General features: G+C 46.7%; 16 protein-coding genes. 5 read left to right on the forward strand and 11 right to left on the reverse strand.

Translation table 11 applies throughout. From position 1 onward, the window contains the following. Nucleotides 1-5: 5 nt before the first annotated feature. The 7 genes from flgF to HGP28_RS01835 all read right to left on the reverse strand — a co-directional run bounded on the left by flgF (nucleotide 6) and on the right by HGP28_RS01835 (nucleotide 5872). Nucleotides 6-755, reverse strand: coding sequence for a flagellar basal-body rod protein FlgF (gene flgF, locus HGP28_RS01805; protein ID WP_168834715.1), 750 nt, complete (start codon nucleotides 753-755; stop codon nucleotides 6-8). Between the two features lie 285 nt (nucleotides 756-1040). Continuing rightward, nucleotides 1041-2345 (reverse strand): flagellar hook protein FlgE, encoded by a 1305-nt coding sequence (gene flgE, locus HGP28_RS01810; protein ID WP_168834716.1) that lies wholly within the window; start codon nucleotides 2343-2345, stop codon nucleotides 1041-1043. A 23-nt stretch (nucleotides 2346-2368) separates the two neighbouring features. Further along, the gene (gene flgD / locus HGP28_RS01815; RefSeq protein ID WP_168834717.1) at nucleotides 2369-3076 is read right to left on the reverse strand and encodes a flagellar hook assembly protein FlgD; all 708 of its coding nucleotides are present in this window, start codon (nucleotides 3074-3076) and stop codon (nucleotides 2369-2371) included. A 17-nt stretch (nucleotides 3077-3093) separates the two neighbouring features. Beyond that, nucleotides 3094-3510: a flagellar basal body rod protein FlgC gene (gene flgC / locus HGP28_RS01820; protein ID WP_168834718.1), complete on the reverse strand. Its 417-nt coding sequence runs from the start codon at nucleotides 3508-3510 to the stop codon at nucleotides 3094-3096. Between the two features lie 4 nt (nucleotides 3511-3514). After that, nucleotides 3515-3910, reverse strand: coding sequence for a flagellar basal body rod protein FlgB (flgB, locus tag HGP28_RS01825; RefSeq protein ID WP_168834772.1), 396 nt, complete (start codon nucleotides 3908-3910; stop codon nucleotides 3515-3517). A gap of 190 nt (nucleotides 3911-4100) precedes the next feature. After that, the gene (locus tag HGP28_RS01830; protein ID WP_168834719.1) at nucleotides 4101-4928 is read right to left on the reverse strand and encodes a CheR family methyltransferase; all 828 of its coding nucleotides are present in this window, start codon (nucleotides 4926-4928) and stop codon (nucleotides 4101-4103) included. A 17-nt stretch (nucleotides 4929-4945) separates the two neighbouring features. After that, on the reverse strand, nucleotides 4946-5872 hold the full coding sequence (locus tag HGP28_RS01835) for a chemotaxis protein CheV (RefSeq protein WP_168834720.1): 927 nt from the start codon (nucleotides 5870-5872) through the stop codon (nucleotides 4946-4948). A gap of 212 nt (nucleotides 5873-6084) precedes the next feature. On the opposite strand from HGP28_RS01835, the gene flgA reads away from it, so the two are divergent. From flgA to HGP28_RS01850, 3 genes are all read left to right on the forward strand, one after another. Then, nucleotides 6085-6816, forward strand: coding sequence for a flagellar basal body P-ring formation chaperone FlgA (flgA, locus tag HGP28_RS01840; RefSeq protein ID WP_246225508.1), 732 nt, complete (start codon nucleotides 6085-6087; stop codon nucleotides 6814-6816). Nucleotides 6817-7052: 236 nt separating this feature from the next. Then, complete coding sequence (gene flgM, locus HGP28_RS01845) at nucleotides 7053-7379, forward strand: flagellar biosynthesis anti-sigma factor FlgM (protein WP_168834722.1); 327 nt, start codon at nucleotides 7053-7055, stop codon at nucleotides 7377-7379. Nucleotides 7380-7394: 15 nt separating this feature from the next. Continuing rightward, complete coding sequence (locus tag HGP28_RS01850) at nucleotides 7395-7820, forward strand: flagella synthesis protein FlgN (protein WP_168834723.1); 426 nt, start codon at nucleotides 7395-7397, stop codon at nucleotides 7818-7820. Here the strand turns inward: HGP28_RS01850 and HGP28_RS01855 are convergent. From HGP28_RS01855 to HGP28_RS01865, 3 genes are all read right to left on the reverse strand, one after another. Next, the gene (locus HGP28_RS01855) at nucleotides 7810-8151 is read right to left on the reverse strand and encodes an antibiotic biosynthesis monooxygenase family protein (protein WP_168834724.1); all 342 of its coding nucleotides are present in this window, start codon (nucleotides 8149-8151) and stop codon (nucleotides 7810-7812) included. The genes HGP28_RS01850 and HGP28_RS01855 overlap by 11 nt on opposite strands. A gap of 55 nt (nucleotides 8152-8206) precedes the next feature. Further along, nucleotides 8207-8626 (reverse strand): flagellar assembly lipoprotein FlgP, encoded by a 420-nt coding sequence (gene flgP / locus HGP28_RS01860; RefSeq protein WP_439333812.1) that lies wholly within the window; start codon nucleotides 8624-8626, stop codon nucleotides 8207-8209. 93 nt (nucleotides 8627-8719) lie between these two features. Then, a complete protein-coding gene (locus tag HGP28_RS01865; protein ID WP_168834726.1) occupies nucleotides 8720-9355 on the reverse strand; it encodes a FlgO family outer membrane protein in 636 nt (211 codons plus the stop codon). Between the two features lie 306 nt (nucleotides 9356-9661). On the opposite strand from HGP28_RS01865, the gene HGP28_RS01870 reads away from it, so the two are divergent. Together HGP28_RS01870 and HGP28_RS01875 are read left to right on the forward strand one after the other, a co-directional pair. Next, nucleotides 9662-10750, forward strand: coding sequence for a flagellar assembly protein FlgT (locus tag HGP28_RS01870; RefSeq protein ID WP_246225509.1), 1089 nt, complete (start codon nucleotides 9662-9664; stop codon nucleotides 10748-10750). Nucleotides 10751-10947: 197 nt separating this feature from the next. Beyond that, nucleotides 10948-11454 carry a Fe3+-citrate ABC transporter substrate-binding protein gene (locus HGP28_RS01875; protein WP_168834728.1) on the forward strand — a complete coding sequence of 169 codons (507 nt, stop codon included), beginning with the start codon at nucleotides 10948-10950 and terminating at the stop codon, nucleotides 11452-11454. Between the two features lie 51 nt (nucleotides 11455-11505). On the opposite strand, the gene gltX is transcribed toward HGP28_RS01875, so the two are convergent. Then, the gene (gene gltX, locus HGP28_RS01880; protein WP_168834729.1) at nucleotides 11506-12930 is read right to left on the reverse strand and encodes a glutamate--tRNA ligase; all 1425 of its coding nucleotides are present in this window, start codon (nucleotides 12928-12930) and stop codon (nucleotides 11506-11508) included. Between the last annotated feature and the right edge of the window lie 30 nt (nucleotides 12931-12960).

Consider the following 12960-nt stretch of genomic DNA (forward strand, 5'->3'; position numbering starts at 1 on the left):
ACGACTTAGCTCATACGCAACAACGAATCAGAGGCCTTATCCATTTCCTCTGCCGTGCTCATCATCTTGACTTGCATTTCAAATTGGCGCTGCAAATCAATCAAAGCGGTCATTTCTCCCACCGCGTTAACGTTACTGCCTTCAATCGCGCCGGTCTGCAATGTCACTGTGGCATCAGCTTGATAAGCTTGTCCTGGGGTTTTAAAGCGAAATAGACCATTAATATCTTTGAACAACTCTTGGTTGTTGGGTTTGACTAACTTAATCCGGTCCACTTCTGCCATTTCTTCAGCAGGTGCCCCTTGCGGTAAGACGGAAACGGTGCCGTCTCGACCAATCTCAATTTTGCTGATCGGTAAAGGCAGTGTAATGGGACCACCGCCTTCCCCTAACACCAAATGTCCACTCGCGTTAGTCAATAAGCCATTTTGGTCAATTTTAAGGTTACCGTTACGCGTTAAACCTTCTTTACCTGCATTGTCCATCACCGCAAGCCAGCCATCGCCTTCAACGGTCACATCCAAATCGCGACCTGTGGTGATAACACTGCCCTGAGCATAATTGTGACTGGGACGCTCCGTCATGCTGAATACACGGGTCGGCAAGCCGTCCCCATACGCTTGCATCGAACGCGCTTGCGCTAAATCAGCACGAAAGCCTGTTGTGCTAACGTTGGCGAGGTTATTTGCGCGCAGTTGCAACGCTTGCATGTTTTGCTTTGCACCGCTCATAGCAAGAAATAAAGCGCGATCCATAGTGAGCTCCCGATCCCCAATGCTAGGGAACAAAAAATTGACTTCACTAGAAAAAGCAAAAACTATGCCAGTGCATAGTTACTTGAATCGGATTGGCAACGCGCAACGGAAACAAACCCCGTCGCAGCAAGAAAGAGGAGCTGGAAATTGATAGGGGGAAGTTTTGAGCCTGTATCGATGAAACAATGACAACACGACAAAAATAGACCCAAACAACTTGAAGACACAGGTAGGCGGCACACGTTTGCCCATGCCGCCTTCATTACCTTATAGTGATATCGTATCTTAACGAATTTGCAGAATGTTTTGCTGCAGTTGGTTATGCACTTCTAGCGAACGAGAGTTGGCTTGGAAGTTACGCTGCGCTGAAATCAAATCCACCAGCTCTTGCGTCATATCAATATTGGATTGCTCCAGGCTGCCACTTGAAATTGTGCCATAAGAGCCTTTATTTGACTCGCCCCAGATTTTATCGCCCGAATTATTGGTCGAATTCCACTGAGTCCCGCCTTTTTTATCCAAACCTTGCTCATTGGGAACACGTACTAACGCAACGCGACCAAGCGTGATATTTTCACCGTTAGAATAGGTACCGTAAACACTGCCATTTTCATCAAAGTCCACTTTGGTCAAAAAGCCCGTTGTGGCACCATCTTCGTTAAATTTAGTCAGTTCAAATGGCGCGGCAAATTGAGTGGATGTATTCAAGTCAAAGACCAGCGATTGCGTTGGATCGCCACCATTCAGCTCAAGCGGGATCGGTTGCTCACCCAGTGGCTGAGTGACAATCGGGTTGCCTGAGTTAAGGCTGGCCAATGTGCCGTCATTATTGAAACGCATCGAGTGACCCAAGTGCCCAGTCGCATTGGTCGCATCACCACCGGCGACATTCAGCGGCTTTTCACCACCTTTATCTGTCACTGTGTAATAAACTTGCCAGCTATTGGCCTGAGTTTGATCTTTCAAATAATATGTGGTCAGTTTGTATGACTGGCCCATCGAGTCATAAATGGTTGACGACGTTGAGCGGTTATAGGTATCTGGGTCGGCGTAATTAAACCCTTGTGGATTTTTCACTGCCGCACTCGCAGGCAAGTTCACCCCAACCTCAACATTGGCAGTCTGCTTTGGTTTACCAAATTCTGCCGGAATATTCAGTGGCTGAGGCTCATATGAACTCACCTCACCCGTATTTGGATCCACGTTATAGCCCAGCAAATACTCTTCATTTGCTGTTACCATGTAATTATCTTTGTTCAAATGAAACGCACCATTACGTGTCATCTCATTTTGCTGTGGTGTTAACCGGTCTTTCGCTACGGCAAAGAAGCCCGTGCCTGAAATACGCAAATCCATCGGGTTATTGGTATAAATACTTGAACCTTCATGAAACATTTGCGCGACTTGGTTCGCTTGAACGCCGCCACCCGGCGTGGTTTTTGCGTTAGTAAACAAGGAGTTTGAGTAGACATCACCAAACTCAGCGCGTGATTCTTTAAAACCAAACGTATTGGCGTTGGCGATGTTGTTACTGGTCGTGTTCAGATCCAGTTGAGCTGCGGATAAACCGCTGAGCGCTACATAAGACATACTAAATTCTCCTTAAATCGCCGTTAGGCTTTGCCTACTTCAAGAACTTCGGCCAGTCGCACTGGCGATTCAAATCCGGCAAGATTAAGCAATACATTGCCGTCACCTTTACCGAGTAATACGCTGTTTACATTGGCATACGTAGAGACAGGAAACTCCGTCGACTCACCCTCAAGTAATCCAGAGGCCTTCACTTTGTATTTGCCTGCAGGCAACGCATTGCCGTTCTCGTCTTTTCCGTCCCACTCAACACGGGTGTCCCCGGCCAATTGTGGGCCAACATCAAAACTGCTGATAAGTTGCCCCATCTCATTTTCGATGCGAACCATCAGGTTATCGACCGACTGAGGCAGCTTCACCATTGCCGGCATGCCACCTTCTGCAGCTTTTACGCCAGCCGCGCCCGGTACCAAGACATCACGTCCAACCAGTGAAGAGGCTTGTAGTGCCTGGTTAGAGGTCATTGATGAATTAAGACTTTCAAACTGATTGTTCATTTTGCCAATGCCATCTACGGTGGCAAAAGAGGCCATCTGAGCAATCATCTGCTCGTTACTCACCGGCTTAAAAGGGTCTTGCTGAGCCAATTGCTTGGTCAGTAACGAGAGAAAATCTTCTTGCTTAAGATCTTGCTTACCCGTGACTTCGCTCTGCTTTTTGTTCTCTTGCAAACTTTTAAGCTGGTCGATGTAGGACAAGCCGCTTTGACCAACATTGTTTATTCCGGCCATTCGCTATTCCCCTATCCTTATTGACCCATTTGCAGCGTACGCAGCAACATTTGTTTGCTGGCATCCGCTAGCTGTACGTTGGTTTGATACGACCGTGAAGCTGAAATCATATTGGCCATCTCTTCCATTACATTCACATTAGGCTTGTAAATGTATCCCTCTTCATTGGCCAGAGGATGCTCAGGGTTGTACTCTGCCGTTAAGGGCTTGTCGCTCTCGACAATCCCCAACACTTTGACTGGCACGGTTTCACCACTTGAACGCAGTGCATTACTCATCTCGGCGCCAAACACCGCGTGACGAGCTTTGTAAGTATCTTTTGCTGAACTGCTGACACTGTCTGCATTGGCTAAGTTACTGGAGGTCGTATTTAGACGAACAGATTCGGCGCTCATTGCAGAACCAGTAACGTTGAACACATTGAATAAGCTCATCTAATTATTGTCCTTTAATTGCTTTGGTTAAGTTTTTAAACTTACTGCCCAAAAAATCCAGCGACGCTTGGTGACGAATTTGGTTTTGCATAAAAAGATTACGCTCTAAATCGACATCCACTGTATTACCATCACCCGTATCCGGCTGAGTTGGCAAGCGGTAAAGCTTGTCCCCCATCACGGTTGAGGTGGCAGGAATATGCCGACCATCGGTTCGACTCAAGCCAATACTTGCTCCTGAACTTGCCGCTTGCAGCTCTTTTGCAAAATCAAGGCCACGAGCCTTAAAACCGGGAGTATTTGCCTGTGCAATATTGGTTGAGATGATTTCAGCATTGCGTTCACGTACGCCTACCGTATGTTGGTGTATGCCCAAAGCTTTATCAAACGAGATGGCCATCATGCCTCCAAATCACTTCGTTTCCCAATGACACAGGGTGATATTCGGTTTTACGTCACCGTGGTTATCACATTGCCTACATAACAAAAGCAATTAATGTGCCAGTAAAAAGAAAAAGCGGCACTACTTGCGTAGACGCCGCTTTATTTAATCCGTTTAGGCGATAACTCAAATGCCAATCGCGCCAGTTTTATTTTAAACGATAGATAATGCCTGGGTTACAGCGCACCATCTCAAATCGGTCAGTGAGTCCCGTCAGCGATTCCGAAGCGCCAAGTAGCAAATACCCCCCGGGATTCAAGCTATTGGCCATTTGATTCAACACATTAGCCTTCATCTCTGGAGAGAAATAAATCAAAACATTACGGCAAAAAATCACATCAAACTTACCAAGCAGCGCATAACTGTCCATTAAGTTTTGTGAGCGAAATGAAACCATCTGCTTCACATTCGCTTTAATCCGCATACGCCCCTCGTCTACCGGCTCAAAAAACTCCCGGCGACGCTCTGGTGACAAACCTCGACCTAATGCTAAATGATCGTAAACACCTTCGCGGCACATTTCCAGCATGGTGTTTGAGATGTCGGTTGCAGTAATGGAAACACTGGGCATCAGGCCAGGCCGACGCATTCGCGCTTCTAAAATGGTCATGGCAATCGAATACGGCTCTTGACCCGATGAGCTCGCTGCAGACCAAATTTTTATCGGTTTTTTTTCCGCCGCTAATTCAGGTAATAGTTTGTCTGCTAATACGGTAAACGGGTAGCTATCACGAAACCAAAGTGTTTCGTTGGTGGTCATTGCATCAACCGCAGCGATGCGCAGCTCGCGGTTACGACCTACTACCACATCTTGCAATAACGCTGACAGCGAAGGAAGTTGAAACTTTGTCACTAGCGGACTCAAGCGGCTGCGCACTAAGTACTGTTTACTCTCTCCCAGCACGATGCCACATTGCGTTTCAAGAAAACGGCTAAATTCGCGGTATTCTTGGTCGTTAATTGTAATCGCGGTCATTCACGTCTCTTTTCTAATTATTCTGCGAGGGCAATCTTTACCGCATTACCCAATTCATCGGGGTTAAATTTCGCGATAAAGGCATTCGCTCCGACGCGCTCAACCATCGCTTGGTTAAACACACCGCTTAATGACGAATGCAAAATGACATACAGATCTTTAAGATCTGGGTTACGTCGAATTTCAGCCGTCAAAGTGTAACCGTCCATTTCAGGCATTTCGATATCTGAAATAACGAGTGAAATTTGGTCAAAGACAGAACCTTGTGCCGCCATCTCCAATAAGGTGTTGTAGGCTTGCTTGCCATCTTTGACTGAAACAAACTCAAAACCAATTGACCCCATCGCGCGCTCAACCTGTTTGCGTGCCACGGTTGAGTCATCGGCAATCAAAATACGACGTACAATGTCATCACCGCGCTTAGACTGCTGAATTTCAGCGCCAATTCCTTCGCTCATGTTTTCATTGACGGGCGCAATTTCCGCTAAGATTTTTTCTACATCGAGAATTTCAACCAGCTCATTGTCAATGTTGGTGACAGCAGTCAAATAGTTCGCTTTGCCAGAGCCTTCTGGCGGCGGCAAAATCTCCTCCCAGCGCATGTTAATAATGCGTTCAACAGAGGAGACTAAAAAGGCTTGGATGGTTCGGTTAAATTCCGCGATGACAACAAACGCCTTATCGACATCTTGTGTTGGACGACCACCAATCGCTAGACTCAAGTCAATCACAGAAACCGTTTGACCCCGAATATGAGCAATGCCTTTAACGAGACGGTGAAGATTAGGCATCAGTGTCAGCTTAGGGCATTGAAGCACCTCTTTTACTTTAAACACGTTGATGCCATAGCGCTGACGCCCCATTAGGCGAAAGGTCAACAACTCCAGTCTGTTTTGACCCACCAACTGAGTGCGCTGGTTCACCGAATCAAGAATGCCTGTCATATACTCATCTCCATCTCATACTTTTTAATTATAAAGTGATACTCTATATCCAACCAACGCGATGCTGCAGGTCCGTTGTGAGTGTTTTAGGTATCAATGCAAGAGTCCGTTTCACACTCATATTGATTATCACTCACCAACATCGAAGACTGGTGGCTTTGATACACCTACTTATGGATAACACCAGAGAAACTCTTATGTCGCGATTTGAAATGAATTCCGTCTGCGCTCACTGGTTCACACCAATGGATCGCTCTCGCTGTTATGCAAAGTCTATCGGCATTTTACTCGCATTATTTAGCTTTTTCTCCAACGGCGCTACCGAAAATCAAATAAAACAAATCCAGTTAGCGGCTGAAACGCACATTTTGCAAACTGTTGAAACGCCTAGAGGTGGAGAACTTCATATTGAAGCGGCAGAGCTCGATTCACGAATTCGAGCCACCGACTGTCCTCAGCCACTGCAAACGAGCGCCTCAAGCACCAAAGGCACTCGAAGTAATATCAATGTGTTGGTTGAGTGCCCAAGTGATGGCTGGAAGGTGTACGTGCCAGTGCGACTCTCTACGGCTGTTGCCCTTGTTACAGCCAACCGTGCGTTAGCTCGTGGCGAAGTCCTCAGTGAAACTGACATTTCAACAACGTTTATCGAATTGCAGCGTTTTCGTAAGGCTGGATTTTCCACATTTCAAGATATTATCGGCGCCAAAGTCAAGCGTGCACTGCGCCCCGGTGATGTCATTGAACAAAGCGATGTGTGTCTTGTTTGCCGTAATGAAAAAGTCATGATCAAAGCGGTCAAAAGCACAATGACCATCACCACCAAAGGCACCGCGCTGCAAGATGGCATTTTAGGTCAACAAGTTAGAGTGAAAAACGATAAAACACAGCGTATAATCGAAGCGCAAGTGACCGATGTTGCCGAAGTCAGCGTGATGTTTTAAGCGCTAAGGATGCGCAATTCACATTAACTCGTTACCGTATATCGAGAAAAAGCGCTAAAGTATTGACAATATCGGCCGATATTGTGGTCAAATGGATGCAGCGCAATTAAGTATTGCGTATTATATCGCTGTATTTTTAAGCTCATGTTCGATAAGACAGCAGCCAAAATGCATGATTTCGTTATTTAAATTTGATATTGCATCTCGTCACATTCACACGAAAATAGGGTTTATCAATGGCAGGTATCGATAACATTCGCAGTGGGCAATTGTTTAATACCAATAATCGCCCCTCCGCACGTGCCGACAGCTCGGCGTCACACTCAACCGCCAGCCGTGATGTCAAAACTACCGCAGGTCAAGATTCCGTTTCGCTCAGCTCGCAAGGTAAAGCTATGGGTCAGTTGCAACAGAGTATGGCGGCAACACCAGCGTTTGATGCAGCAAAAGTTGCGGCGATTAAAGAAGCAATTGCTAATGGCTCTTATCAGGTCGATCCAGAGCGTCTTGCGGATAACATCATGAAGTTTGAAAACGAGCTAGCCCCACAGAACAAAGCGTAAAACTAGAAACAGTAAATGGCTGCGTTAACAGACTTAATCGATTTTCAACGCGACAGTGCTCGTCAGTTATTGGCCGTACTTGAGCGGGAGACACTTGCTATCACATCACGGGTTGCTCGTGATATTGAGATGATAGCCAAAGAAAAAGTAACATTAATCGAGGCATTAAAAACGACTGACCAACGCATTGCCGCGCACCCTCACCTTGCCAGCGCGCAGCAAGAGGTCGATTTTAATCAGAAGGTTAGTGAAATTCGGTTGCTCATCGAGCAGTGCCAAACCATCAATCAAGCTAATGGTGATGCTCTACACCGCGCGCAATTAAGTTTTCGAAAACTCAACAATTTGTTCCAGCAAACTCATGGAAAAGTTGGCATGACCTACAACGCGGCAGGAAAAACTCACACCATTTCCACATTAGGCACCAACATCAAGGCGTAAGTGAGCTCGCAAACTCATTTGAAAGCTCGCATTGTAAATAATCATCCATAACCTCAAGCTGATACAAAACGCTCGATTGAATTAAGCACGCTCGCATTTTTTCACGTGCTTGAACCTCTTTCGCGTCAGTGGCAATGTAATTTTTCTGCCATTGCGCTTTGCTGGGCCATTGTGCATAGCCAATAAAGCGTTGCGGCTCGTCTGAACGATGCAGGCGAGAGCCATAGCTCCCGCAATATCGGTAAATGGCTTTAGTCACATCAAGCCACGCTTGGCGAAAGAGATCCTCACTTCCAGGCGTGACTTCAAACTCATAAACAACAACAAACATCCTTTGTCCTAGTTAAGCCTCATGCTCAAAACTTAGTGTGTAACAGAGAAGCCGATTAAAACAACGTTTGCTGACGCTTCTCTGGCACATGTTGCACTTCGCCAAAATCACGCAACTTGTCCATTTTACGAATATCAAGACGCAACTCTGTCACATAGCTATCTTCCACCATATAAGCGCGAATCACTTGAGCGCCACGAATAACACCATCGACGGCGCCTGACGTGGTTTCAATGCCTAAACGTTGATCTTCTAACTCAGCACGACCACTAATACGCATGCCATACACTTGCTCAGCCAGCTCTCTATAGGCATCAATTTTTGATGCTCGCATCGCACGTATTTGTTTCTCTTCTGGTGTTCGGCCCACTTGCTCACTGACCGATGCGTAACCTACCGCAACTAAGATTTCATCTTCACGCATCTGCTGAAGTGGTTGACACCCCGTAATGAGCCAAGCCGATATCAGTGCCATCAATAGTAAGCCGATGTGTCTCACTTTGTGTCCCATCTCTACTTCTCTTTCCTATCAATATTTGGTTTGTACTGCTCTTCGCTCGCGCCACTCTTATGGGCGCAGAATAACGGTATGAGGCTGACGAATTTCCGGATCAGAGCGAATTAATACGCCATCTTGGGTACGAATACTATTGAGCGTATCAAGATCGCGTCCGATACGGTCTGCGGGCAAAAAGCCTTGTGCAGAGGCAACAACAATGCGACTTTGCATGCCAACCACTCGCGCATTGACCAACACGCCACCTTCTTGTCGCAGCATGGTTCCCGTCAGTACATATTGAATTTCTTGCTCATGCGCTAAATCTTTCCAGTCACGACTCAGGGCAAAATCTCCCGTCTGCGTCACTTGAATCGACCCTGTGGTCTTAAAATCAACCACCTTAAAACCACGTCGCTGCAGCTGATAAATAAACCCTTCCGAAACCGAGTTGCCGAGCCAGTTCGTTGCATCCAAATTCTGCAAGTCAACAAACGAGGTGACCGCAATCGGCGTGCGAGCGGAAACGCTGGTATTGGATACCATCAGTTCTTCTGTCAGCCCTTCAACGAAGTAGTCCATGGTATGTCTCGGACTGTCCAGTAACATGAACTGACTACCAGAATATGGCTCTTTGCCGTTATAAATAGGCGAATAAGCACAAGCGGTCAGCATACAAACTGACGCCACCATAAGCCATTTTTTCATCGGTCATATCTCCAAATAAACCATGATGGAACGGGGTCGCACACTATCCGCTACAGCACCATGCTTTGCCTTTTGCTCTGTTTGCTGAGCCATGCGTTTTTATTCGCTACTGGCCGTGTTATTTATGCGATTGTGGAACGGACTTTGCTTCATTCCAAACGTTTCCAGCTTACGCTGAACATCACTGAATCAGTTCACTGATAAACTAGAAAGCAATTTTTATACCCAATTGCCAAATTTCAGCCAAACGGTCGTAATAAAATGAATAATCTGCGCATACGCCTTACTACACTCACACTTAGCGCAATGGCAGCGCTCACTTCGGCACACGCTTCTTGGTTCGAAGTCACTGGCTCAGCGACGATTGTTGCCTCTGATGCGGCAGCACGTAGCCACGCGCTTGAAGATGCATTGTATAAGGCGATTCAATTTTCTGGCGCAGACATTGGTGGACTGAGTCAATTGCAGCCTTATTTGGAACAAAATCAAAAAGAATATCAATTTACCAACCATGAAGTTCGCTATGTGGTGGTAGAGCAAGAACGCAAACGCGGTGGCACCATTGAGCTGACTGTGCGTGCCGATATTTACCCATCGGCAAGCGGTTGCCACGTTGACCAATATAAGAAATCTATCCTTGTTGGCAATATCGACCTCGCCTCTCCGCAACAAGCAGTGATGGGGCAAATTTATCGCGTCGGCGATGATTTTAGTACCGTGCTGAATCGTCAGCTCGACCAACAATCACGCAGCTTTGTCTCTGTAGGCACCACAGATTATGCGCTCGAGCCACAAAACCCTGAGCGACTCAAAATGATCGCCCAAGATGCGGGCGCTCAATATCTGGTGCGAGGAGAAATCAACGATCTCACGGCAACCATTGAAAGCAAAGTGCTGCAAGACGATGTGATTAACCGTCAATTTGCAATGGAACTGCAGATCTTTGACGGCAAGACTGGCAATGAAGTATTTAGTGAAACTTACCGCGAAGTGGCAACTTGGCCTTTTGCAAAAACCAGCCAAGTCGATACTCAAAGCGCACGTTTTTGGACCTCAACTTACGGTGAAATGCTGTTACGTGTCAGCCGTAACGTCATGTTAGATATGGAGTCGGAGCTGTCATGCAAAATCACTTTGCCAGAAATCGTGGCCATCTGGAATGACACCATCAGTATGGATTTAGGCCGGATTCATGGCGTTCGTGAAGGCGATAAATTGCAGCTTTGGCACACTGCCTCATTCATTGATCAATATGGTTTGGCTCGAAACAAAGTCACCGAAAGTGAGATCACGCTAACGGTGTCACGTGTCTACGAACAAGGTGCCGATCTCACTGTTGACCAACCCGAGCTTGCCGCCAGCATTCAAATTGGTGACGTCATGCATAAGCTGTAATTACAACCGTCATCCTCATGCACCAGCCGATACACCTAAAATGAAAGCCAGCCCTTTAATTTTTTAAAGAAAAGCGCTGCAGCTTTCAGTAGGACGGGGGGATGGCATCAGACCGCTTTCTTGTCGCAGCAATGCACTTTCCCTTTGCCCTTGTGTTTTCTAAGCTCAATGTACTGATAGGTTTATAACTTGATGGCATGACAAAGAGCAATCTCATTACTAATACAGGTCACCGCTTTATATCAAAAGGTAAAACCGCTTATAAAATCCATATCCATACTCCCGAAGATACCGTATTGCATCGCTCTGTCGGATTTATCAAGATGGGGGAAAAAAAGGCGCTCAAAAAAGCGATTAAGCTGCGTAATGAATTGGGCGCTGCGATGTGGGGTAAGTTTTGGCGAAGGCTATTAAAAGACCCGTATCTCATGACACGCTTGCCACACAGCGTCGAGCCGAAAATTGTCTATAAACCCAACCCCACCCAAAGCGACCCTAACCACCGTGATGCCTGTTATATCGCCAAATGGCGCGAATGCGATGACGACGGGACAGTGCACTACAAAACCGTGGTCCGTTCAATCAAAAAATACGGCAAGCTTGCCGCTTACACTCAAACCAAAAAAGCTCTGCTCGAGGCGCATCGCGATAACATTGAAATTCTCTCTTTTATGGGACGCGTTGCGAGTATTAATCTTAAATAAAAAAGGCCACAATCATTGCGGCCTTTTAAAGTCAACATTCGAAATGCTCAGTTACGCGTTAGCTTCGCGCTCAGCGATGTAAGCCAGAGCCATCTGAATACGCGCAACACAACGCGCTTTGCCAACCAATTGCATGACCGCATCCACTGATGGTGATTGACCACCACCCGTCACAGCAACACGAAGTGGCATACCGATTTTGCCCATGCCAATCTCAAGCTCAGCGCACACGTCTGCGATCATTTGATGCAAGCTTTCCGTCGTCCACTCATTCAAAGCTTCTACTTTAGCTAGCGCCAACTCTAACGGCTCTTTTGCTACGCCACGTAGGTGCTTTTTCGCCGCGCCAGCGTCAAACTCAGAGAAATCTTCATAGAAGTAGCGAATTTGTTCAGCCAACTCCACTAAGGTGTTACAACGCTCTGCCACCAGCGCAATCACTTCCGTGATAGCTGGGCCATTGTCTTTATTAATGCCTTGTTGATCAAGGTGCCATTGCAGATGCTCTGCAACATACTCAGGCGCTGAAGTTTTCATGTAATGGTTATTCAACCACAACAACTTATCGGTATTAAACGCCGATGCCGATTTAGAAATGGCATTCAGGCTGAAAAATTCCACCATTTCCTCACGAGAGAAAATTTCTTGATCCCCATGAGACCAGCCTAAGCGAACCAAGTAGTTGTTCAACGCTTCAGGTAAGTAGCCCATATCGCGATATTGCATTACGGATACTGCGCCGTGGCGTTTTGACAGTTTTGCGCCATCGTCACCTAAAATCATCGCACAGTGAGCGAAGGTTGGCACTGGCGCGCCCAATGCATGGTAGATGTTGATTTGACGTGGCGTGTTGTTGATATGGTCTTCACCACGGATCACGTGAGTGATGCCCATATCCCAGTCATCAACTACAACACAGAAGTTATACGTTGGCGCGCCATCGGTACGGCGAATGATCAAATCATCCATTTGGGTGTTGCTGATCTCAATGCGACCACGAATTTGATCGTCAAAAACAACGCTACCCTCTTTAGGATTACGGAAACGAATGACGCATGGATCGCCCTCTTTTGCTGCCGCATTGGCCGCTTTAATTTTTGGGTGATCCGCATCATAGCGTGGCATCTCTTTGTTGGCTTCTTGCTCAGCGCGCACTTCATCAAGCAGCTCTTTTGAGGCGTAGCATTTATACGCTTTATCTTCAGCAAGCAGCTTGTCTACCATTTGGTTATAACGGTCAAAACGCTGGGTTTGGAAGTATGGACCTTCATCCCAATCAAGGCCAAGCCACGTCATCCCTTCCATGATCGCATCAACCGCCTCTTGAGAGTTACGCTCAAGGTCGGTATCTTCAATACGCAATACAAACTCACCACCTTGATGTTTTGCATACAACCAAGAATAAAGTGCAGTACGTGCGCCACCGACATGGAGGTAGCCAGTTGGGCTGGGAGCGAAACGAGTTTTCACCGTCATGTGTATTCCTTAGGATAATTATCGTGCGCG

This window comes from Vibrio agarilyticus (assembly GCF_012641465.1).
GTDB lineage: Bacteria > Pseudomonadota > Gammaproteobacteria > Enterobacterales > Vibrionaceae > Vibrio > Vibrio agarilyticus.